Raw genomic sequence first — 21,980 nt, 5'->3', positions numbered from 1 at the left:
ATTACTGTGGCGATGACTGGGTGGCGGTTACTGGTGGCGGCTAGCGCTCGTCGTTACGACGGCGCCAGCGCTCCTCCATGCGTTCCATGAAGCCGGGACGGCGGCCACGACGGCCGGCCGGCCCCTGCTGCTGCGTGGACGACTTGGAGCGGCTGTCGCCGTGGAAACCGTTCATGCGTTTCCAGCTGGACAGACCCCACAGACAGGTGGCGAGCATGACCACAAAGCCGGCGACCCCGAGCCAGATGACTGTGGACACGACGCCGACCATCAGCAGGACGACGCCGAGTGCGAAGCCGATGGAGGCCTTCACCAGGCGGCGCTTGTAATGGCTGCGTGGGTCACTGATCCGGACGGTATTGGCCCACTTCGGGTCCTCGGCATAGAGGGCCTGCTCGATCTGTTCGAGCAAGCGCTGCTCGTGCTCAGATAGCGGCACGGCGCCTCCCAAGGACGGCCCCAAGACGGGGAAGACGGCAACGGACGACACGGGATGTCCGAACCCTGCGGTCGGTTATCCCCAGAATACGAGTCTGTAGACGTGCGCGAAAGAAAACGGTCAGAACGTCCACAAGCGCGGTCCAATGCGGATGCGACGTCATAGATCCATTGGACCAAACCGTTTTCGGACGAGCGAGGCGGGGCGGACCGCATCCGGGCCGAATCTCCGGATCGCCTTGTCCATCGCCTGTTCCGCCTCCCGCCAGCCGACCTCGCGGTCTCCCAGGCCGATTTGCCTGGTAGCCGTGCCGGCCGGGCGGAGGTTCTCCATCCGGACGCCTACGAGTCGCAGCCGCACTCTATCGAGACCTGCGGCCCTGTAGAGGTCGCAAGCGGTGGTATGTATCTCTTTCGCCACATCTGTGGCCTCTCGGAGGGTACGCGACCGCGTGATCGTCGTGAAATCGGACCGGCGGAGCTTCACGCTGACGGTCCGGCCGACGTAACCGGCGGCGCGGAGCCGGGCGGCGACCCGCTCGGACAGCCGGAGCAGCTCCCGCATGATCGTTTCCGGGTCGTCGACGTCGTGGGCGAAGGTCTCCTCGTTGCCGATGCTCTTGTCGGGGACGTGGGCGGTCACCCGGCGCTCGTCGCGCCCCCACGCCAGCGCCGCCAGATGGCTCCCGGCGGCCCCGAACTCGCGCTGGAGCGTGGCAACGGGCACCCGGGCAAGGTCTCCCACCGTTTTGATGCCCAGCCGCGTGAGCGCCTGCTCAGTGCGTTCGCCCACGCCCCACAGGGCGGCCACGGGGAGCGGGTGGAGGAAGTCGACGACCCCGTCTGCGGGAACGACCAGGAGGCCGTTCGGCTTGCACTGGCGGGAGGCCAGCTTGGCGACGAACTTGGACGGGGCCACGCCCACCGAGCAGGTCACCCCGAAACGCTCCTCCACCTGGGCCCTGATCGCCGCCGCCACCTGGACCGGGGACCCCAGCCTGCGGCGGGCGCCGCCGACGTCGAGGAAGGCCTCGTCGACCGAGAGCGGCTCCACCAGCGGGGTGACGGAGTGGAAGATCTCGAAGACGCCCTTGGAGATCGCGCCGTATTTGCCGTGGGAGGGCGGGATGACCGTGGCCTGCGGGCACAGGCGCATCGCCCGGGTCATCGGCATCGCCGAGTGGACCCCGAACCTCCGCGCCTCATAGGTGGCGCTCAGCACCACCCCGCGCGCCCCGGCCGCGCCGACGATCACGGGGGTCCCCTTGAGCTCCGGGCGGTCGATCAGCTCGACCGCGGCGAAGAACGCGTCCATGTCAACATGAAGGATCGGGCAGCCGGTGTCGTCGGCCGTCTCGGTCGGGGTGGTCGGGGTGGTGACCTGCGACAACACCTGTTTCCTCGACATGGCGCGAGTCTAACCGAACGGGTGTTTGATTGCGCGTGCTCCGCACGCGCGGGCCCGAGCGCTTTCAGCCGGCGTCTTCCCTCGTCGCTCCGTTCGCTTCGCTCTCCTGCGCTCCTCAGTCCAGACACCGGCGCGCTCGGGCAAGGCACGAGCAGACCTGGTTAGAAAGGCACGAGCAGACCTGGTTGGACTCGTGGGGCGGGGTGATGTCTCGCAGACCGGAGCAGTGACGGAAGAAAGGGCTTGTGAGTTTCTGAAACCGTTATCGATGGGCGAGGAGGTGGATCCTGGTCGCGATGTCCCTCAGGACGGGGTGGGCGGCGGCCGCCCGTTCCAGCTCGATCAGGCCGTCGGGGTCGTCTTCGGCGAAGCGGCTGGGGACCAGGTCGGTGAAGACGCGGACGCCCTGGACCTCGCCCACGGTGAAGCCGGACTTGCTCAGCAGGGCCACGAGGGTGTCGCCGGTGAAGCGGCGGGGGGTGGGGTCCTTGTCGCCCCAGGTGCCGGTGCGCAGGACGTCGGCGGCCTCGGCGAAGTTGCCCGCGAGGGCGCGGTGGATGGCGGTGGCGACCGGGTTGGCGGCCAGGACGCTGACCACTCCCCCGGGACGGACGACCGTGTGGACCGAGGCGAGCGCGGCGGCCGGGTCGTCGACGTATTCGAGCACGCTGTGGCACAGGACCAGGTCGGCGCTGGCGGCCGGGAGGAGGTCGGCCAGATCACTGGCGTCGCCCTGGAGGCCGGTGACGGTGACGCCCGCCTCGGCGGCGCGGCGGACCAGCGCGGCCAGGGAGTCGGGCGAGGGGTCGACCACGGTCACCGAGTGACCCAGGCGGGCCAGCGGCACCGCGAAACCGCCGGTGCCCCCGCCCGCGTCGAGGATGTCGAGCGCGGACCTGCCGGCGATGGCCGCCTGAAGGGACTCCCAGACGAGGGCCTGCCGCGTGGCGTCACGCACCGTGATCCTCCGAAAAGACGACGACGTAGGCACGCAAGCCTACGCCGCCGCCGGAGCTCAGAGCGTCAGGGACGGCTTGAGCTGCTTGAAACGGGCCAGCAGCCCGTTGACGAACTGGGGCGACTCGTCGGTCGACAGCTCGCCGGCCAGCGCCACCCACTCGCTGATCACGACGCCCTCGGGCACCTCGTCGGACCAGAGCATCTCGTAGGTGCCCACGCGGAGGATGTTGCGGTCGACGGCGGGCATGCGCTCCATCGTCCACCCCTCCGAGTAGGTCGAGATGAGGTCGTCGATCCGGCCCAGCCGGCCGGCGACGCCCTCGACCAGGGAGACCGTGTATTCGTTGACCGGCGGCTCGGCCCGCTCGACCCGCTCGGCGAGAACGCCCAGCGGGTCTTCGTCACGTGCCTCGGCCTCGAAGAGGATGTCGAGCGCGCGCCTGCGCGCCTTCCCCCGGGCAGACATCAAGCGCGACCGAGGTAGTCGCCGGTCCGGGTGTCGACCTTGACCTTCTCGCCGGTGGTGATGAACAGCGGCACCTTGATCTCGGCGCCGGTCTCGAGCTTGGCGGGCTTGGTGCCGCCGGTCGAGCGGTCGCCCTGGAGGCCGGGCTCGGTCTCGGCGATGATCAGGTCGACGGCGGCGGGGAGCTCGACGTAGAGGACGTTGCCCTCGTTGATGGCGAGCTTGGCGAGCATGTTCTCCAGCAGGTAGTCGGCGGCGTCGCCGACGGCCACCCGGGAGACGTTGATCATGTCGTAGGTCTCGGTGTCCATGAAGACGAAGTCGTCGCCGTCCATGTAGGAGAACTGCATCTCGCGGCGGTCGACGGTCGCGACGTCGACCTTCACGCCGGCGTTGAAGGTCTTGTCGACGACCTTGCCGGACTTCACGTTCTTCAGCTTCGTTCGGACGAACGCGCCGCCCTTGCCGGGCTTGACGTGCTGGAACTCAACGACGGACCAGAGGTCGCCGCCGTCGAGTTTGAGCACGAGTCCGTTCTTCAGGTCGTTCGTGGTCGCCACGTGAGATCTCTTCTCCTGCGTGCGGGCCGCTCACAGGACGAGCAGCTCCCTGGTGGTGAGTGTGAGTGGTTCCGGCAATGGGTCACGCGTCACGAGCGTGTCCTCGATGCGCACGCCGCCCAACCCCGGCAGGTAGACCCCGGGTTCGACGGTGATCGGAACTCGATCCTCTAGTCTACCGGTCCTGCCGGGGCCGAGGAACGGCTCCTCGTGGATCTCCAGACCGACGCCGTGCCCCAGACCGTGCCCGAAGCGGTCGCCGTACCCGGCTGCGGCGATCATCCCGCGGGCGGCCGAGTCGATCTCCCCGGCGGTGGCGCCCGGCCGGACGGCGGCGCGTCCGGCGGCCTGGGCGTCGTGGACGAGGGTGTAGATCTCGCGCTGCCAGTCCGACGGCTCGCCCAGGGCCACGGTCCTGGTCATGTCGGCGTGGTAGCCGGCGTACAGGGCGCCGAAGTCCATGGTGATCAGGTCGCCCTTGCGCACTGGGCGATCCCCGGGCGAATGGTGCGGGACGGCGCCGTTGGGTCCGCTCGCGACGATCGTGTCGAAAGCGGGACGGTCGGCGCCGAGCTCCATCATCCGGAAGTCGAGCCCGCGGGCGATCTCGCGTTCCGTCATGCCCTCCGCGATCTGCCCGATGACCAGCGAGAACGCCTCGTCGGTGAGGGCGCAGGCGCGGGCCAGGGCGGCGAGTTCGGTGTCGTCCTTGACGCGGCGCAGGTCCTCGACCAGGCCCTCGGTCAGCGGCGCGGCGCCGCCGAGGCGGTGGTATTCGGCGACGGTCAGGTGGTGGGCCTCGACGGCCGCGCCGGGTTCGAGGAGGTCGCCCGCGACGTCGCGGGTCTCCTTCAGGTGGACGCCCTCGCACGACCGGGCCGTCTCGATGTAGCGGGAGTCGGTGGCGAGGACGGCGGTCGCGTCGGCCCGCACCAGCACGGCGGCGTTGGAGCTGGCCAGGCCGGTCAGGTAGCGCACGTTGACGGGCCGGGTGACCAGGAGGCCGGCCTGGCCGCGCTCGGCGAGGAGAGCGGCCAGACGGGCACGGCGTTCCGCGAAACTCATGGTTGGAATCTAGGACATTCCGGAATCGGGAGGGTGGTCAGCAGGCGGGGGGTTCGAGGCGGGCCTTGACGCGTGGCTGCGCGGGGGCGCCGCCGAGGAGGGCCCGGGTGAGCGACTCGCCGTCCCCGGTCATCCGGGTCAGCACCGTGGTGAAGTGGTCGTCGGTGAGGGCGTGCTCGCCGGTCTGGAGAGCCGTCAGGACGACCCGCCTGAGCAGTTCCTTGATGTAGGAGGCGGTGACGCCCTCCGTCGCCGCGACGACCGCCGCCACGTCGGCCTTGATCGGCCGGTTGCGGGCGTAGAGGCGGACCAGGCGGTCGCGGGCGGCGGCGTCCGGGAGCGGGACCTCCACAGCCAGGTCGATCCGGCCGGGGCGCTGGAGCAGGGCCGCCTCCAGGGCGGCGACGCGGTTGGTGGTGAGGAGGAAGGTCACGTCGGCGTCGCCGGCGACGCCGTCCATCGCGTCGAGGAGGGCGAACAGCAGGGGGCTGGTCTCGTACTGGGAGCGGTCCTCGGCGATGAGGTCGACGTCCTCGATGACCACGATCGACGGCTGGAGCCGCCGGGCCAGGGCCACCGCGAAGTCGATCTTCGTCATGCCCTCGGCGGTCATCAGGATGGCGGTGCTCTCGGGGCGGCGGCCGATCAGGTAGCGCACGGTGTGGGTCTTGCCGGTGCCGGGCGGGCCGTAGAGCAGCAGGCCCCGGCGCAGGTGCTGGCCCGCCTCGCGCAGCCGGTCGGCCTGCCGGCCGATGCCGACGACGTGCTCCTCCACGGCCTCCAGGCGGCCCTCGGGCAGCACCACCTCCTCGGGGGTGAGGCCGGCCCGGGGGATGAAGGTGAGCAGCTCGTTCTCGCGGTGCTCGCTGAAGCCGAAGCTGACCACCTGGCCGCGCAGCGGGTCGAGCTCGTCCTTCAGACGGCCGATCTCCTCGCGGACGGCCGCCGCCGCCGCGCGCTCGGTGGCGAGCACGGTCAGCAGGGCGTACTTGGTGTAGTCCTCGCGGTTGCTGACCGCCATGACCACCGGAGAGCCGTCGGGGGCGCGGGTGCACACCATGCCGAGCTGGATCACGTCGGTGGTGTCGTCGGGGCCGACGGAGGCGACCGCGTAGTCGGGGCGGCCCAGCAGGACCCCGCCCGACTTCATGGCGTGGGTGACCATGTTGATCAGGCTCTCCCAGCGCCGGTCGGCGCCGACGACGCCGAACCACTCGGCGCCGGGGCTGTGGGCGCGCAGGTAGGCGTCGGCGGCGAGCTGGAGGGCGGCGTGCTCGAAGAGACGGAACTTCTCCTCGACCACGACGACCTCGCCGACGGGCCGGCCCAGGTGGCCGGTGACCATGGCGGCGAGCGGCGAGGTGGCGTTCTCCTCGGTCACCCGTTCCGCGACCGCGTCGTAGACCCGGCGGAGGCTCTCGGCCAGCGCGCGGGCGTCGTGCGAGTCGATTGACGTCACCCGGCCATGGTTCCGGGGGGTGCCGGGCGGCGCAACGGCTTTAGACGCGGCTGCGCTCGTGCCGGCCGTGCCTGCTGTGCCGGCCCGCCTCGGGCCCCGGGGCGGTGTCCGGGGTGGTCTCTGGGCCGCCGCGCCCGCGCAGCGGCACCTCCTTGAGGAACAGGACCGCGACCACGCCGAGCACCGCGGCCGGGACCCCGACCAGGAAGACGGTCTGCATCGCCTCCGTGTACGACTCCAGCACCGCCTTCACCACCTGCGGCGGCAGCCCGTGGATGGCCTCCGGCGTGCCCAGCGCGGGCGCGCCGCCGGCGCTGCCGAGACGGAGGGCCAGTTCGTCCTTGACCCGGTTGGTGAGGATCGCCCCGAAGGCCGCCACGCCGACCGCGCCGCCGAGGCTGCGGAAGAAGGTGACGCCGGAGGTGCTGACGGCCATGTCCTGGCGGCTGGAGGCGTTCTGGGCGGCCAGGACCAGCATCTGCATGGTCATGCCCAGGCCCGCGCCCATGATCGTGATGTAGACGCCGATCTCCAGCGCGCTGGAGTCGACGTGGAGCCGCGACAGCAGGAACAGCCCGATCGCGACCAGCACCAGGCCCACCGCCGGGAACGCCTTCCACCGCCCGGTCGACGACGCGATCCTGCCGGAGACGATCGAGCTGAGGAAAAGCCCGACCACCATCGGGAGGGTCATCAGCCCCGACTCGGTGGGCGACATGCCCTTGACGATCTGGAGGAACTGCGGCAGGTAGATCATCGCGCCGAACAGGGCGACGCCGACGAGGAGGGAGGCGATGCTCGTCAGCACGAACGTGCGGTTGCGGAACAGCCGGGGCGGCAGGATCGGCGACGACGCCGCCCGCTCGGCCACCACGGCGCCTGCGACCAGCACGACGGTGAGCGCGCCCAGGGCGTAGGTCCACGCGGAGTTCCACTCGAACTCGTGGCCGCCGAACGAGAGCAGCAGCATGAGGGCGGTCGCGCCGCCGGTCAGCGTGGTGGCCCCCCACCAGTCGATGCGGGCGTCCCGGCTCTCGTGGTCGAACCTGAGCACCCGCTGGACCACCGCGAACGCCACGACCGCGAGCGGCACGCAGACGTAGAAGCACCAGCGCCAGCCGAGCCAGTCGGTGTCGACGATGAACCCGCCCAGCAGCGGCCCGGCCACGGTCGAGATGCCGAAGACCGCGCCGACGTAGCCGGAGTAACGCCCCCGCTCCCGGGGCGGCACGATGTCGCCCAGGATCACCTGGGTGAGGGCGGACAGACCGCCCGTGCCGAGCCCCTGGACCGCGCGGGCCGCGATGAGCATGCCGATGTTCTGCGACAGGCCCGCCACCACCGAGGCGGCCACGAACAGGCCGAGGGCGATCTGGAACAGGCGCTTGCGGCCGAAGATGTCCGACAGCTTGCCCCAGAGCGGGGTGGAGACGGTCATGGTCAGGAGGGTCGCGCTGGCCACCCACGAGAGCTGCTCCTGGCCGCCGAGGTCGCCCACGATCGTGGGAAGGGCGGTGCCGACGACCGACGTGGAGAGCATCGAGGTCATCAGCGCGAGGAGGAGTCCCGAGAGAATCTCCAGGACCTGGCGATGGGTGTAGGTCCGTTGTGGTGCGTCCAAGAGAGTCAAAGCCGGCGTCCCCCCGTGTAAAGAAAGCTCCACAACAGAGTTAGTAGACGCTTGTTTACTTGTCAAACGCAGCTAATATTCCCTCCGTGACGAGAGACCGGGAGGCGACCAGCCGCAGGATCCTGGAGGCCGCGCGCGACCTGTTCGCCGAACACGGCTACGACCAGGTGACCATGCGCATGATCGCGTCCGAGGCCGGAGCCAACGTGGCCCTGGTCAACCGCTATTTCGGTACGAAAGCGGCTCTCTTCGCCGAGGCCCTGGCGACCGGCTCGACGATCGAGGCGGTGATCGCCGGAGACCCGGCGGGCCTGGCCTCGCGCCTGGCCCACCGGCTGGCGGTCCGCCTCCAGAGCGGCGTGACCGAGCCCGTCACCCGCATGGTCGACCGCGCGGGCACCAGCCCGGAGATCCGCGCCATCCTCCACGCCCACGTGGAGGCGACCGTGGTCAAACGCATCGCGGCCCAGCTGGAGGGCCCGCGCCCGGAGCAGCGCGCCTTACTGGCCGCCACGATGATCCTGGGAACGGGCTCCGTACGCCGCCTCTTCGGTCCGGGCGTGATCGAAGAGGTCGCCGTGGAAGAGGTCGAGGAACGCCTGCGCGAGATGTTCGCCATCTGCCTCAGGCCCTGAGCCGCTCATATTTCGTTCATCAGGTCCCAGAACGACCTGCCCAGGACGGCACCCGGCAGCCACGGAGCCAGATACCAGGCCTCCCACTCACCGTCGGGGGTGACCACCTCGGGGTTGAGGAGGTACACCCCGTCGTCTCGGTGGCCGACGAGGAGCGTGCTGGGCAGATACTCTCCCCGCAGGGCATGGGATCTCTGGCCGGGCCCGTAGACGAAGTAGTCGGCGTCGGCCACGCTCGGGACCGGGTCGCCGCTCCGGGGCCCGAAGTGGGTGATCCAGTCGGGCTCCAGATCTCTGAGCCAGCCGACTCGGGACGCCCGGAACATGATCTCGTCCTCCACGTCCGGGTCGCCCATCCCGTCGGCGTACCGCAGGAAGTCGCGATAGCTCGGCGGTAACGCCATGCCCAGCCGCTCTTCGAGCAGCCGAATCGCCGGCTCGTCGGCGGCGGCGTGAAGGCCCGACTCCGGTGTGAACGGATAGTCGGGATAACGCTCGGTCAGCGGCTCTTCCTCCGGCGGGAAGATGGTGGACCACGCGTACAGGGAAGCCATGGTCGGCGACACTAGACGGCGGCGCCGACGTTTTCGGCCACCGGTCCGGGGCCGCCCCGATCGGCAGACGCCTTGGACCTTCCGACTAGGAGCCGGTCAGATCCCTGACCTTCTCGATCAAGGGCACGCGAGCAGGTCCTGAGCCGGCTGCCCGCAAGCGCCTCTCGCGGCTCTCCGGACAAGCCCAGGCAGGTCCTCAGCCGGCGAGTTCCTTCACCTTCTCGATCAGGCGGACTCTTTCCTCGTGGGTCGCGCCGATCGGGGTCACGTTGATGGTGGTGACGCCGCTCTCCCTCATCGCGGCCAGGCGGTCGCGGACGAAGCCCTCGCTGCCGATCAGGGACATCTTCTCCAGGAGGTCGTAGGGCACCAGGGCGGCGGCCTCCTCCTTCTTGCCGGCCAGGTAGAGGTCCTGGATGCCGGCCGCCTCCTTCTCGTAGCCGTAGCGGACGGCGAGGTCGTTGTAGAAGTTCTTGCCCTTGGCGCCCATGCCGCCGATGTAGAGCGCCGCCATCGGGCGGCCGAACTCCAGCAGGCCGCTCACGTCGTCGCCGATCGCCAGGGTGGCGGTGGCGATGACGTCGAGGGACCCCAGTTCCTCGGCGCGCTTGGCCTCGCCTGCCGCCAGGGACGAACCCCACACGTCGGCGGCCTTCTCCGGCATGTAGAAAATGGGCAGCCAGCCCTCGGCCATTTCCGCGGCCAGTTCCACGTTCTTGGGGCCGATGGCGGCCACCACGATCGGGATGCGCTCGCGGACCGGGGCGTTGATCAGCTTCAGCGGCTTGCCGCGGCCGGTGCCGCCCTGGAGGGGCATCGTGTAGTGCTTGCCCTGGTATTCGAGGCGTTCGCGCTTCCAGACCTTGCGGGCGATCTCGATCACCTCGCGGGTGCGGCCCAGGGGGGCCGTGTAGGGCACGCCGTGGAAGCCCTCGATCACCTGCGGGCCCGACGCGCCGAGGCCCAGGGTGAAGCGGCCGTCGGAGACGTAGTCGAGGCCGGCGGCCGTCATGGCCAGCAGCGCGGGGGTGCGCGAGTAGACCGGCAGGATGCCGGAGGCGATCTCCAGACGCTCGGTCCTGGCGGCGATGTACCCCATTTGGCTGACCGCGTCGAAGCTGTAGGCCTCGGCGACGAACACGATGTCGAGGCCGGCCTTCTCGTAGTCGGCCAGTTCGGCGACGGTCTCCTTGAAACCGCCCGAATAGCTCAGGGCCATCCCGATCCGCATAGATCCTCCTGGACCGAATGTTGTTCCGGTAGTACGGGACTCCGAGGGTACATGTCGGCTCACGCCCTCCGTATATGGGTGCCCTTACACTTTCCCGGCAGGGGAGGGATCTTGCTGGCTCGTGTGGTGGCTGTGCTCGCGGTGGCGCTCGCGGCGATACTGGCCGGGCACCGCCTGCTGCCCGCGCTCGGCGGGGTGACGCCGGTGCTGGAGAGCGGGCTGCCCTGGCTCGGGGTGGCGATCGTCCCGATGGTCGCGCTGGCGGCGGTGGCCCGGTCGCGGGGCGCGGTCGTGGCGGCGCTGGCCCCGGCGCTGGTGTGGGCCGTGATGTTCGGGCCGAGCGTGCTGCGCCGGCCGCCCGGCGGGCCCAGCGACTTCACCGTGGCGACGCTCAACGTCGGCGTGTCCAACGAGATGTCCGGCGAGGCGGTGCAGGCCGCGGCCGCGGGCCGTGACGTGGTCGCCGTGCAGGAGCTCACCCCGGGCGGTCCGGCCGCCAAGGAGCTGAGCACCATCTACCCCCACCGGTTCCAGGTCGGGACGGTCGGGCTGTGGAGCAAATACCGCCTCGACGACGCCAAACGGATCGACGTCGGGCTGGGCTGGGCCCGGGCGCTGCGCGCCGTCGTCCGGACCGGGAAGGGCGACGTGACCGTGTACGTCATGCACCTCGCCTCCGCCCGCCCCGGCGAGACCTCGTTCCGGGACAAGACCCTGAAGGAGGCCGGGGAGGTCATCGCCAAGGACAAGAGCCGCCGGCTCGTCCTGCTCGGCGACCTGAACACCGCCACGACCGACCGCAACCGCGGCAACCTGGTGCCGCCGCTGCGCGACGCCCAGGAGGAGGCGGGCGCGGGCTTCGGCTTCACCTGGCCCTCGGGCTTCCCGATCACCCGGCCCGACCACATCCTCTACCGCGGCATGGACGCCACCCTCGCGGAGGTCCGCGAGGCCACCGGCAGCGACCACCGCGCGGCCATCGCCGACCTCAGGTTCTGACCACCCGGGAGGTCACCGGCAGCATCTCCCGACTCAGCCGGCCGCCAGATCTCCCGGCTCGTCGATGTCGGCCGGGTCGCCCGCGTCGTCGCAGGGCACCTCGGTGACCAGATCAGCGTTTTTCCGCAGATAGGGGCGCGCCCCCACGTCCCCTCCCAGCGAGGCGGCCACGTCTTCGATGTGGCCGCGCCCGATCAGCACCGGGTTGCGCTGCTCTCCGGAGTAGGTCGCCACCGCCAGTTCGGCCCCCGCCTGGAAGGCGGCGATGAGGCGTTCGACCGCGCCCGGCCGGATGAAGGGCTGGTCGACCAGGGCGATCACGACGGCGAGCGACTCGGGCGGGACCGCCTCCAGGCCGACGCGCAGCGACGAGCCCATCCCGGTCTCCCACTCGGGGTTGAGGACGGTCACCGCACCCCGTACGGGAGTGGGCGCGGCGCCCAGCACGACGACCACCGGATGGCATCCGCCCTGCTCCAGCAGGCGGACGCCCCGGTCGACGAGGCGCTCGCCCTCGAACTCGACCAGCGCCTTCGGTCGGCCGAAGCGGCGGCCAGCCCCGGCGGCCAGCAGCAGGCCGGTGATCACGCGAGCTCGCCGTGGATGCGGCCGTCGGTTGTGGTCAGCGGACGGCCCGAGCCGCCCCACCGGAGCTGGATCAGCTCGGCCGCGATCGAGACGGCGGTCTCCTCGGGGGTGCGCGCCCCCAGGTCCAGCCCGATCGGCGAGCGCAGCCGGGACAGCTCGACGTCGGTCAGGCCGATCTCGCGCAGGCGGGCGATCCGGTCGTCGTGGGTGCGGCGCGAGCCCATCGCGCCCACGTAGGCGGCGGGGGTGCGCAGCGCCACCTCCAGCAGCGGCACGTCGAACTTCGGGTCGTGGGTCAGCACGCAGATCACGGTGCGCTCGTCGACCGAGGCGTGGGACAGGTAGTCGTGCGGCCACTTCACCACGACCTCGTCGGCGTCGGGGAAGCGTTTGACGGTCGCGAACACCGGCCGGGCGTCGCAGACCACGACGTGGTAGCCGAGGAACTTGCCCACCCGGGCCACCGCCGCCGCGAAGTCGATCGCCCCGAACACCAGCATCCTGGGCGGCGGCGCGAACGACTGGACGAACACCTGCAGGTCGTCGAGGCGGCGCTCCCCGTGGCGGCCGTAGCGCCGGACGCCGGTCGCCCCCTGGGCGAGCATGCCCCTGGCGTCGTCGTCGACGGCCGCGTCCAGCCGCGCGGAGCCCAGGGTGCCCGAGACGTGGTCGGTCCAGACGACGCGGCGGGCGCCCGCCCGCCCGGGGCCGGACAGTATGGTCGCCACCGCCACCGGGACGCGCTTCTCGATGGACGCCGCGATCTCCCCCAGCTCGGGGTAGTCGTCCCTGGAGACCGGCTCGACGAAGACGTCGATGATGCCCCCGCAGGTCAGGCCGACGGCGAAGGCGTCGTCGTCGCTCACCCCGTAGCGCTGGAGGACGGGGGTGCCGGAGGCGACGACCTCCTGGGCGAGCTCGTAGACCGAGCCCTCGACGCAGCCGCCCGACACGCTGCCGACCGCCTCTTCGCCGAGCACGGCCATCGCGGCGCCGGGCTGGCGTGGCGCGCTGCGGAACGTGCCGACGACCGTGGCCAGGCCGAACGTGCCCTGGTCGGCCGCCCACCAGCGGTTGACCTGCGAAAGGATGTCACGCATGACCGGCTCTCCTTCCCGCGAGGAGCCCGGCCAGCTCCTCGTAGGCGGCCAGGCTGTGCCCGGCCACCAAGTCGTCGATGTACGGCAGGGCCGCCCGCATCCCCCCGGTGAGGGGCCGATAGGCCGGGTCTCCCTTATGGGGGTTAACCCAGATGACCCGGTGGGCCATCCTGCTCAGCCGCCCCATCTGGGCGCCGAGCAGGGACGGATCACCACGTTCCCATCCATCGGACGCGATCACCACGATCGCGCCCCGCGCGTCGGGAAACCGGAGAAAAGCCCGCAGCTCCTCCCCCAGCCGGGTGCCGCCGCTCCAGTCGGGGATGGCGCGGGAGACCTGGTCCATGGCGACGGCGGCGTCGCGGAGGCGGAGTTCGGCGGTGAGCCGGGTGAGCCGGGTCCCGGCCGAGAAGACCTCGGTGGCGCGGGGGGCCGACCGGACGACGGCGTGCGCGAGCCTGAGCAGGGTGTCGGCGTAGGCCGCCATCGACCCGCTGACGTCGACGAGGAGCACGACCCGCCGCGGCTTCCTCCGGCGGTCCCGGAACCGCAGCCGGGCGGGCTCGCCGCCTCTCTTCATGGCCTCGCGGACGATGCGGTGGGGGTCCAGACGCCCCTGCTTCGACGGGACCAGGCGGCGGGAGGCGCGCTGCTGCCGGCCGGTGCGCATCAGGGCGAGCAGCCGGTTGATCTCGGCGCGCTCCTGCGGCGTGAGCGAGGCGACGTCGCGGCCCCGGAGGATCTCCAGGGTGCTGGCGGTGGCGGCGGTGGCCGGCTCCCCCGCGCTCCGCTCCGCGCCGTCGGGTGAGGCGGTGTAGCGGGTGACCGTGACCGTGGGGGCCGATGACGCGGGCAAGGGGCGGCCGTCGAAATAGGCGGCGAAACAGCGGTCGTAGCGGGGGATGTCGTCGGGCCGCGCGCACAGGGTCAGCCGGCCGGCCCAATAGACGTCTTTCCGGTTTCCCGCGTCGAGATTTTCCAGCGCGGTGAGGAATCCGCGGGTCCGCTCATGGTCGGCCGCCACTCCGGCGGCCCGGAGCGTGCGCGCGAATCCCACCATCACCGGCAGAATTTCTCCGCCGTTCATGGTCTTCTCATTCCGTTACGGCTCCGCCTGGCCGACCCCGCCCACCGTCGCCGATCAGCGCGGCGACCGGCTGGCCGCTCCCGGTTCGCCCCGCGACGAGAAACGCTTTCACGCATCGAGAAGGCCGTTCTGCATGGCCGTCTGCTGGTCTTCCCGGTATTTCAGCGCGGCCCCCAGGGTGACCGCCGCGAGTTCGGGGTCCAGCCGGTCGGCCCCGAGCGTCAGCAGCGCCTCGGCCCAGTCGAGCGTCTCCGCGATGCCGGGCGGTTTGAGCAGGTCGGCGGCGCGGAGCCGGGCCGCCGCGCGGGCCACCTGCTCGGCCAGAAGCGACGTGCACAGAGGGAGCCTGCGCAGGAGAATGGCCACTTCGCGGTCGAATCCCGGATGGTCCAGCCAATGGTAGAGACAGCGCCTCTTGAGGGCGTCGTGGACCTCGCGGGTGCGGTTCGAGGTCAGGATCACCAAAGGCGGGGAGGCGGCCCGAATGGTGCCGAGTTCGGGAATGGAAATGGTGAAGTCAGAGAGGACCTCCAGGAGAAAGGCCTCGAATTCGTCGTCGGCGCGGTCGATCTCGTCCACGAGAAGGACGGCGGGCTGCGATTCGAGGGCCTGCAACAGCGGCCGGGCGATGAGGAAACGGCGGTCGTAGATCTCGCCTTCGAGGGCTTTCACGTCGGTGATCCCGGCGGCCTCGGCGGCTTTCAGGTGCAGCAGCTGGCGGGCGAAGTCCCAGTCGTACAGGGCCTGGGCGGCGTCGAGCCCCTCGTAGCACTGCAGCCGGATCAGCGGCGCGCCGACGACGCCCGCGAGGGTCTTGGCGAGTTCGGTCTTGCCGACCCCGGCCTCCCCTTCGAGGAACAGCGGCCGGCCCATGCGCAGGGCCAGGAAGGCGGCGGTCGCCAAGCCGGTGCCGGCGAGGTAGTCGCGCTGTTCGAGGAGGCCGCGCAGGGTCTCCGGGGAGTCGATTTCCACCTGTCCAGGCTACTTCGGAGCGTGCCGAAGATCTCCGCCCGTCCGGCTTGGTAGGTTCGCCCGGGTGACGCAGGATTTCCCCGACTCGGCGGCGGGGCGCGCCCTGCTCGCGGAGCTGTCCGCACGATGGGCGGAGCCCCACCGCCGCTACCACACCACCACCCACCTGAACGCGGTCCTGGCCGCGATCGACGTGATCCAGGTCCACGCGCGGGATCCGCGCGCGGTCCGGCTGGCCGCCTGGTTCCACGACGCCGTCTACGACGGCCGGCCGGGCGTCGACGAGGACCGCAGCGCCCAGCTCGCGCAGTCACGCCTGATCGCCCTGGACCTGCCCGTCGCCCTGGAGGTCGCGCGGCTGGTCCGGGTGACGGCGACGCACGCGTACGAGGAGGACGATCTCGACGCGGCGGTGCTGTGCGACGCCGACCTGGCCGTGCTCGGCCAGGACCCGGACACCTACGACGCCTACGCCGCCGCGATCCGGCAGGAGTACCGGCACGTCCCCGACCCCCTCTTCCGGGTGGGCCGGGCCGCCGTGCTCCGCAGGCTTCTCGACGGCCCTCTCTACGGCACCGAAACCGCCCGGGACCTGTGGGAACGTCAGGCCCGGCAGAACCTCGCCCGGGAGATTCGCGGTATTACCGATTGACTTGGTAGGAAATATGGGTAACTCTGAGGGCGGTCCACTCACCGCTCTCTGCGAGGTTCCCGTATGTCCGTCGTCGAGCTGGCGCGCCCGGTAGAGAAGGCGCGCGCCACGCCGAAAGCGCCCAGGCGCCGCGTCACCGCGTGGCATCGCTGGCTGAGCCCGCTCGCCCTGCTCGTGGTCTGGCAGCTCGCCAGCGCGACGGGGCTGCTCCCCGAACGTCTGCTGGCCGCCCCCGCCACCATCGCCGCCACCGCCGTCGACCTGACCCAAGCGGGCACGCTGCCGACCGCCGTCGGGGTCTCGCTCCAGCGGGTCCTCATCGGGTTCGCGGTCGGCGGGACGATCGGCGTCCTGCTGGCCGTGGTCGCGGGGCTGAGCCGGGCCGGTGAGAACGCGGTCGACCCGATCATGCAGATGCTGCGCGCGCTGCCGTTCTTCGGGCTGATCCCGCTGTTCATCCTCTGGTTCGGCATCGGCGAGGAACCGAAGATCCTGCTGGTCGCCCTCGCGGTGTCCTTCCCCCTCTACCTCAACACCTTCTCCGGCATCCGCGGCGTCGACGGCAAGCTCGCCGAGGTCGCCAAGACGCTGCGGCTGTCGCGCGGCCGGCTCATCCGGCACATCGTGCTGCCGGGCGCGCTCCCCCAGACGCTCGTCGGGCTGCGGCAGGCCCTCGGCGTGGCCTGGCTGGCGCTGATCGTGGCCGAGCAGGTCAACGCGACCACCGGCCTCGGCTACATGATCAACGACGCCCGCGAGTTCCTGCGCACCGACGTGATCGTGGTCGGGCTGCTCGTCTACAGCGCCCTGGGCCTGGCCACCGACTCCCTGGTACGGCTTCTCGAACGGAGGGCGCTGGCATGGCGACGCGGCTTTCTGGCGTAGCGCGCGCGTTCGGCGACCGGGTCGTGCTCGACTCGATCGACCTGGAACTGCGCGACGGCGAGTTCACCGCCCTGCTGGGCCGCAGCGGCTCCGGCAAGTCCACCCTGCTCCGGGCGCTGGCCGGGCTCGACGACGAGGTCACCGGCACGATCGAGGTCACCGACTCGGTTGCGGTGGCCTTCCAGGAACCCCGGCTGGTGCCGTGGAAGCGGCTGCTGGCCAACATCACCCTCGGCCTCGACGCCCCGGTGTCGAAGGCGAAGGAGGCGCTGGCCGAGGTCGGGCTGACCGAGCGCGCAGGCGCCTGGCCGCTGACCCTGTCGGGCGGCGAGGCCCAGCGGGCCAGCCTGGCCCGCGCGCTGGTCCGCGAACCCGAGCTGCTGCTGCTCGACGAGCCGTTCTCCGCGCTCGACGCGCTCACCCGCATCACCATCCACCACCTGGTCCTCGAACTGTGGGCCCGGCACCGCCCCGCCGTGCTGCTCGTCACCCACGACGTCGACGAGGCGCTGCTGCTGGCCGACCGGGTGCTCGTCCTCGACGAGGGCCGCATCGCCCACGACATCCCCATCACGACCGACCGCCCCCGCCACCGCGAGGACCCGGACCTGGTCGCGCTGCGCACCACCCTGCTCGCCGCACTCGGCGTCTCACCAGAAGGAAGATCATGAGAAGAAGAGTCCTCGCCGCCGTCGCCGTCCTCGTGGCCACGCTGGCCGGCTGCGGGACGGGCGACGACGCGGCGGCGCCCGCGGCCGCGCCGGGGCAGGTCGAGCTGCGCGTGGGTGACCAGAAGGCCGGTTCCCAGGCGCTGCTGAAGGCGGCCGGGCTGCTTGACGGGACCCCATACAAGATCACTTTCGCGCAGTTCACCTCGGGGCCGCCGCTGCTGGAGGCGGTCAACGCCGGGGCGGTCGACATCGGCGGGGTGGGCAACACTCCCCCGATCTTCGCGGCGGCGGCCAACTCGAAGATCAAGATCGTCGCGGCGTTCAAGCAGAACGTGACGGGCGCGGCGGTGATCGTGCCGGAGAACTCGACGCTGAGCAGCCCGGCCGACCTCAAGGGCAAGAAGATCGCGGTGGCCAAGGGCAGTTCCTCCCACTACCACCTGCTGTCGGTGCTGAAGAAGGAGGGCCTGAAGTTCTCCGACATCCAGCCGCAGTACCTCCAGCCGGCCGACGCGCTGGCCGCCTTCTCCGGCGGCACCGTCGACGCCTGGACGATCTGGGAGCCGTTCACCTCGCAGGCGCTCCTCCAGTACAAGGCGAAGGTCCTGGTCGACGGCACCGGCTACGCCAACGGCCTGAACTTCCAGGTCGCCGCCCCCGAGGCCATCGAGACCAAGACCGACGCCGTCCGCGACTTCCTGACCCGCATCGCCAAGGCCCGCCAGTGGGCCCTGAGCCACAAGCCCGAATGGGCCAAGGTGTGGGCCGCCGAGACCGGCCTGCCCCCGGAGGTCGCCGACGCGGCCGTCGACAACGCGGTGATGACGCCGATCGTCATCGACGACGCGGTGATCGCCTCGGAGCAGGAGATGGCCGACGCGTTCACCGCCGAAGGCCTCATCCCCGGCGGCCTGAAGTTCGCCGACTTCGTCGACCAGCGGTTCAACGACGTGGTGGGGGCGGCCCAGTGAGGTTCCACTGGTTCCTGCCGACGACCGGCGACGGCCGCTCGATCGTGGCCGGCGGCCACGGCCTGGGCCGCACCTACGGCGACTCCGAATACCGTCCCCCGTCGATCGACTACCTGGGCCAGATCGCGCGGGCCGCCGAACAGGTCGGCTTCGAGGCGGTGCTGACCCCGACCGGCACCTGGTGCGAGGACGCCTGGCTCGTGACGGCCGCGCTCACCCAGGTGACCAGGAAGCTGAAGTTCCTGGTGGCGTTCCGCCCCGGCCTGCTGTCGCCCACCCTGGCCGCCCAGATGGCCGCGACCTACCAGCGCATCTCCGGCGGGCGGCTGCTGCTCAACGTGGTGACCGGCGGCGAGGCCGCCGAGCAGGCCCGCTTCGGCGACCACCTGGGCAAGGACGAGCGGTACGCCCGCACCGGCGAGTTCCTGACCGCCGTGCGCGGCGCGTGGGCGGGCGGCTTCGACTTCGCCGGGAACTACTACGACCTGACCGACGCCCGCGTGGCCGCCACCCCCGACCCGATCCCCGAGATCTACTTCGGCGGCTCCTCGGGCGCGGCCGGCCCGGTGGCGGCCAGGCACGCCGACGTCTACCTGACGTGGGGCGAACCGCCCGCGCAGGTCGGCGAGAAGCTCCGCTGGATCCGCGAACTCGCCGCCGCCGAAGGACGCACGCTGCGCTACGGCGTCCGCCTGCACGTCATCACCAGAGACACCAGCGCCGAGGCGTGGGCGGAGGCCGGTCGCCTGCTGGCCCGCATCCCCGACGGCGACATCGCCAAGGCCCGCAAGCTGCTGTCGACGAGCGAGTCGGTCGGCCAGAAGCGGATGCTCGCCCTGCACGAGGGCTTCAAGAGCGGCAAGGCCCGCGACCTGGAGATCCACCCGGGCCTGTGGGCGGGGGTGGGCCTGGTGCGCGGCGGCGCTGGAACGGCGCTGGTGGGCAGCCACGCGGAGGTGGCCGACCTGCTGGAGGAGTACGCCGCCCACGGCGTCTCCGAGTTCATCCTGTCGGGCTACCCGCACCTGGAGGAGGCCTACTGGTTCGGCGAGGGCGTGCTGCCGGAGCTGCGGCGCAGAGGGCTCATCCAGAAGGCGGCCTAACGGTCCTCCTGCCGGGACTCGTCGGCCACCGCTGTGATCACGCGGTGGCCGCACCCGGCGGTCGGTGACGGGTGCACGTCGGTCCGGTTCAGGAACCGCGAGGTGCGTGTTTCAGCAGCTCGGCGATCAGGCTGTTGGCCTCCATCTCGAAGGGCTCGAGCCGGTCGACCAGACGGGCGCTCGCCACCATGTCAGGCGCCTCGATGCGCGTGCCGATCTCCTGGAGTGTCGCCTGTAGCCGCGCGCGGTACTGGCCGATGTGCATGTCGACCGCGTCGAGGATCAGCAGTCCCTGCTCCTGGAGGATGGCGACGACGCGGGCGCGTTCCTGCTCGGCCTGCTCGTCGAGCTGCGCGATCCGCTCGCTTCTGGCCCGCTCGATCGTGGACTTGCGATCCCTCAGCGCCTTGGCGGCGAGGGCGGTTCCGGTGGCGGCGGTGACGACGACGCCGACCGGGAGAGCGACGCTGACCAGGGAGAGCCCGGTCATAACCCATGTCGCGGCTCCACCCAGCACCGTCAGTGCGCTCGTGGCCCCGGCCACGGTCTGGAGGAGCGTGTATGTGTCGGTGCGGCGCCCGTCTCGGGGCACGGTCCCCTGGTCCAGTTCCAGTGGTTCGGGCTGCACCAGGAGGGAGCCTGCTCCACTTTCCCTCAACTCGAGACTCAGGATGGCGCGGGCGCTGTCGATGAGACCGCTGATCTCCTGCTCCCACCTCGTGGCGGGCCCGCCGGGGGCCCTCATCCACTCGTTGAGGACGTCGAGGTAGCGCCGGTCGATCTGGTTGATGTGCTCCGCGGTGAGATTGCCCGACTCGACCAGCTCGTCTATCTGCTGGTGCAGCACCCTCGGGAGTTGCTTGAAGAGCCGTTCCACCTCGCGCACCCGCCTGTCGAGGTCGGCGGTGAGCTGGTCGGCCGCGTTCTGCGCGGAGGCGACCGTGAGGTCGAGCCTCTTCAGCAGGTCGGCGCGTTGCGCCATGAGGTCGTCGACAGGGACCCGATGGGTGGCGAGGACATCCGCGATCGACCCGAGCCGCCTGCGGATGATCGCCCTGGTCTCGTCGGCGATCTGAGCCAGATGCCGCTGCCCTGCCCCCTCCTCGATCATGGCGTTGAGCAGGTCCCGGAGAGCGCCCATCCTGCTGTTCTCCTGGAGCGCGAGTCCCCTTCTGGTGCTTCCGTCGGTCTCCTCGAAGACGCCCTGCGCCTCGAACGCGGGGGACACCGGCACGAAGCCCTCTCCGATGAAGGTGCTCGGCCCTCCGGTCGGGGAGCCGAAGTGCTCGCGCAGGTAGGCGTTGTTCTGGTCGAGTGTCGCCCGCCACGCCGGCCGGTTGTCGTTGCCCAGCTGAAGGGCTCGATCGATGCCGGTGAGGACCCAGATCACCCGCTTTCCCGACTGCAGGTGGTGGTTGTAGAGGTCGCGGATGAGGTTGAGCTCATGGACCGACAACACCGCCGTGGCCTGACTGACATAGAGGAAGCAGTCCGCCTCCGCCCACGCCTGCCTCATGATCCGCTCGTGACCGGCCTCACGGGTCTCGGCTCCGGGCAGGTCGTAGAGCTTGGCCGGGAGCGGCGCGTTGGATATCAGCAGCTGGATTTCGAGAACCACCCGATCCCAGTGCTCCCGGTGCCGATTGGCCAGGTCGCCGTCCACCGCGCCGTACGAGGCGACGACCGCCGGAGGAAGGTCGGTGCCGATGTCGTGCCATGTCGGATCGCCGCTGAACCTGACACGTAACAGGCCTTTCCCCGAGGCGTCGACCGACGGGTCGTCGTCGACCGGGACGACAGTGGAAGGGCAGGCGGTCGTCGTCGTCGGCGCGGACGGAAGGATACCGACGTACTTGTCGGCATGACCGCCGCTCCCGTCGGGGGCCAGCACGTACTCCAGGCCCTTTTGCAGCCCGCTGATGAGGAAGCTCTTACCGGAGGAGAAACGGCCCAGCAGCCCGACGTTCAAGAGCGACGAGAGAGCACGGGTGCGCAGTCCGTGGACAGTCCTGACATCAGCGTCGAGATCATCGGTGCCGCCGGGAATCCCCTCGGCGGTTCTCAGGCTGTCCAGCCAGCGCTCAGCGCTGATCAATACTCGCGCAAGCTCGTCTCGTAGTTCTTGGGAATTCGACATGGGACAAGGATGGCCGTGGGAAGTCTCGGCGATCTAACAATCCCCGACACCGAGTTTGGATTGAATCGGACTCGATGGCATCGAAGTATTTATAGGGCACGGCAGTCGGCGGTTGATGATGCCGTCCGGAAATAGAGCCATGGGTCGCCGCGCCACGGCGGATTTCTCCCGACTCCACTTCCGGTCGGTGGAGGCGCGATCCAGCCTCCAGGGCAGGCTCACGCGGCAGTCACCCTCAGCATCGCCGCAGCAGAAGAAGTCCGACTCCGGGAAATCTTCTCGAATCTCATTCTGATTTGGCCGGGCGGAGTTGCCAAACGCCTCGGCATCGCCGGACATCACACCCGCACGCGCATGACAGCTGCGGCAATTACCCACTAATCGCTGCATATGACTACGGAATCGACAA

Annotated in this window: 22 protein-coding genes; 7 read left to right on the top strand and 15 right to left on the bottom strand. The window is 70.5% G+C overall.

Annotated elements, in window-relative coordinates; translation table 11 throughout:
- Positions 1–40: 40 nt before the first annotated feature.
- From AW270_RS28385 to AW270_RS28350, 8 genes are all read right to left on the bottom strand, one after another.
- Positions 41–439, bottom strand: coding sequence for an SCO2097 family morphological protein (locus AW270_RS28385; protein ID WP_061299182.1), 399 nt, complete (start codon positions 437–439; stop codon positions 41–43).
- A 159-nt stretch (positions 440–598) separates the two neighbouring features.
- Positions 599–1,846, bottom strand: a complete 1,248-nt coding sequence (locus AW270_RS28380; RefSeq protein WP_061299150.1) for a DNA polymerase IV — start codon at positions 1,844–1,846, stop codon at positions 599–601.
- 262 nt (positions 1,847–2,108) lie between these two features.
- Positions 2,109–2,804, bottom strand: a complete 696-nt coding sequence (locus tag AW270_RS28375; protein ID WP_061299149.1) for a methyltransferase domain-containing protein — start codon at positions 2,802–2,804, stop codon at positions 2,109–2,111.
- Between the two features lie 57 nt (positions 2,805–2,861).
- Positions 2,862–3,272 carry a transcription antitermination factor NusB gene (gene nusB, locus AW270_RS28370; protein ID WP_061299148.1) on the bottom strand — a complete coding sequence of 137 codons (411 nt, stop codon included), beginning with the start codon at positions 3,270–3,272 and terminating at the stop codon, positions 2,862–2,864.
- Entirely contained in the window at positions 3,272–3,832 is a 561-nt protein-coding gene (efp, locus tag AW270_RS28365) for an elongation factor P (RefSeq protein WP_061299147.1), read from the bottom strand. Before efp ends, nusB begins: the two co-directional genes overlap by 1 nt.
- A gap of 30 nt (positions 3,833–3,862) precedes the next feature.
- The gene (locus AW270_RS28360; protein ID WP_061299146.1) at positions 3,863–4,897 is read right to left on the bottom strand and encodes an aminopeptidase P family protein; all 1,035 of its coding nucleotides are present in this window, start codon (positions 4,895–4,897) and stop codon (positions 3,863–3,865) included.
- 37 nt (positions 4,898–4,934) lie between these two features.
- The gene (locus tag AW270_RS28355) at positions 4,935–6,356 is read right to left on the bottom strand and encodes an AAA family ATPase (protein WP_061299145.1); all 1,422 of its coding nucleotides are present in this window, start codon (positions 6,354–6,356) and stop codon (positions 4,935–4,937) included.
- Positions 6,357–6,396: 40 nt separating this feature from the next.
- Complete coding sequence (locus AW270_RS28350) at positions 6,397–7,986, bottom strand: MDR family MFS transporter (protein WP_061299144.1); 1,590 nt, start codon at positions 7,984–7,986, stop codon at positions 6,397–6,399.
- An 86-nt stretch (positions 7,987–8,072) separates the two neighbouring features.
- Between AW270_RS28350 and AW270_RS28345 the strand changes: the two genes are divergently transcribed.
- A complete protein-coding gene (locus tag AW270_RS28345) occupies positions 8,073–8,621 on the top strand; it encodes a TetR/AcrR family transcriptional regulator (protein ID WP_061299143.1) in 549 nt (182 codons plus the stop codon).
- Positions 8,622–8,626: 5 nt separating this feature from the next.
- Here the strand turns inward: AW270_RS28345 and AW270_RS28340 are convergent, their stop codons facing one another.
- Together AW270_RS28340 and AW270_RS28335 are read right to left on the bottom strand one after the other, a co-directional pair.
- The gene (locus AW270_RS28340; protein ID WP_157522749.1) at positions 8,627–9,175 is read right to left on the bottom strand and encodes an SMI1/KNR4 family protein; all 549 of its coding nucleotides are present in this window, start codon (positions 9,173–9,175) and stop codon (positions 8,627–8,629) included.
- Positions 9,176–9,371: 196 nt separating this feature from the next.
- Positions 9,372–10,406 (bottom strand): LLM class F420-dependent oxidoreductase, encoded by a 1,035-nt coding sequence (locus AW270_RS28335; RefSeq protein ID WP_061299141.1) that lies wholly within the window; start codon positions 10,404–10,406, stop codon positions 9,372–9,374.
- Positions 10,407–10,517: 111 nt separating this feature from the next.
- On the opposite strand from AW270_RS28335, the gene AW270_RS28330 reads away from it, so the two are divergent.
- A complete protein-coding gene (locus tag AW270_RS28330; RefSeq protein ID WP_061299140.1) occupies positions 10,518–11,405 on the top strand; it encodes an endonuclease/exonuclease/phosphatase family protein in 888 nt (295 codons plus the stop codon).
- 33 nt (positions 11,406–11,438) lie between these two features.
- On the opposite strand, the gene AW270_RS28325 is transcribed toward AW270_RS28330, so the two are convergent.
- From AW270_RS28325 to AW270_RS28310, 4 genes are all read right to left on the bottom strand, one after another.
- Positions 11,439–11,990 carry a nucleotidyltransferase family protein gene (locus tag AW270_RS28325; protein ID WP_061299181.1) on the bottom strand — a complete coding sequence of 184 codons (552 nt, stop codon included), beginning with the start codon at positions 11,988–11,990 and terminating at the stop codon, positions 11,439–11,441.
- Positions 11,990–13,093, bottom strand: coding sequence for an XdhC family protein (locus AW270_RS28320; protein ID WP_061299139.1), 1,104 nt, complete (start codon positions 13,091–13,093; stop codon positions 11,990–11,992). Before AW270_RS28320 ends, AW270_RS28325 begins: the two co-directional genes overlap by 1 nt.
- Positions 13,086–14,153, bottom strand: coding sequence for a vWA domain-containing protein (locus AW270_RS28315; protein ID WP_218009367.1), 1,068 nt, complete (start codon positions 14,151–14,153; stop codon positions 13,086–13,088). The genes AW270_RS28320 and AW270_RS28315 overlap by 8 nt, the downstream gene beginning before the upstream one ends.
- A 135-nt stretch (positions 14,154–14,288) precedes the next feature.
- Positions 14,289–15,152 carry an AAA family ATPase gene (locus AW270_RS28310; protein ID WP_061299137.1) on the bottom strand — a complete coding sequence of 288 codons (864 nt, stop codon included), beginning with the start codon at positions 15,150–15,152 and terminating at the stop codon, positions 14,289–14,291.
- A 64-nt stretch (positions 15,153–15,216) separates the two neighbouring features.
- Between AW270_RS28310 and AW270_RS28305 the strand changes: the two genes are divergently transcribed.
- From AW270_RS28305 to AW270_RS28285, 5 genes are all read left to right on the top strand, one after another.
- Positions 15,217–15,804 carry an HD domain-containing protein gene (locus AW270_RS28305; RefSeq protein WP_061299136.1) on the top strand — a complete coding sequence of 196 codons (588 nt, stop codon included), beginning with the start codon at positions 15,217–15,219 and terminating at the stop codon, positions 15,802–15,804.
- A gap of 63 nt (positions 15,805–15,867) precedes the next feature.
- The gene (locus tag AW270_RS28300; protein ID WP_061299135.1) at positions 15,868–16,689 is read left to right on the top strand and encodes an ABC transporter permease; all 822 of its coding nucleotides are present in this window, start codon (positions 15,868–15,870) and stop codon (positions 16,687–16,689) included.
- Complete coding sequence (locus AW270_RS28295) at positions 16,665–17,360, top strand: ABC transporter ATP-binding protein (protein WP_061299134.1); 696 nt, start codon at positions 16,665–16,667, stop codon at positions 17,358–17,360. Before AW270_RS28300 ends, AW270_RS28295 begins: the two co-directional genes overlap by 25 nt.
- Positions 17,357–18,331 carry an ABC transporter substrate-binding protein gene (locus tag AW270_RS28290; RefSeq protein WP_061299133.1) on the top strand — a complete coding sequence of 325 codons (975 nt, stop codon included), beginning with the start codon at positions 17,357–17,359 and terminating at the stop codon, positions 18,329–18,331. Before AW270_RS28295 ends, AW270_RS28290 begins: the two co-directional genes overlap by 4 nt.
- On the top strand, positions 18,328–19,434 hold the full coding sequence (locus AW270_RS28285) for an LLM class flavin-dependent oxidoreductase (protein ID WP_061299132.1): 1,107 nt from the start codon (positions 18,328–18,330) through the stop codon (positions 19,432–19,434). Before AW270_RS28290 ends, AW270_RS28285 begins: the two co-directional genes overlap by 4 nt.
- An 88-nt stretch (positions 19,435–19,522) precedes the next feature.
- Here the strand turns inward: AW270_RS28285 and AW270_RS28280 are convergent, their stop codons facing one another.
- A complete protein-coding gene (locus AW270_RS28280; RefSeq protein WP_157522747.1) occupies positions 19,523–21,571 on the bottom strand; it encodes a GTPase domain-containing protein in 2,049 nt (682 codons plus the stop codon).
- Positions 21,572–21,980: the final 409 nt, after the last annotated feature.

Origin of the sequence: Herbidospora cretacea (assembly GCF_001570605.1) — a bacterium.
Lineage (GTDB): Bacteria > Actinomycetota > Actinomycetes > Streptosporangiales > Streptosporangiaceae > Herbidospora > Herbidospora cretacea.
Note: the sequence above shows the minus strand (reverse complement) of the source record. Positions and strands in the feature narration are given on the sequence as shown.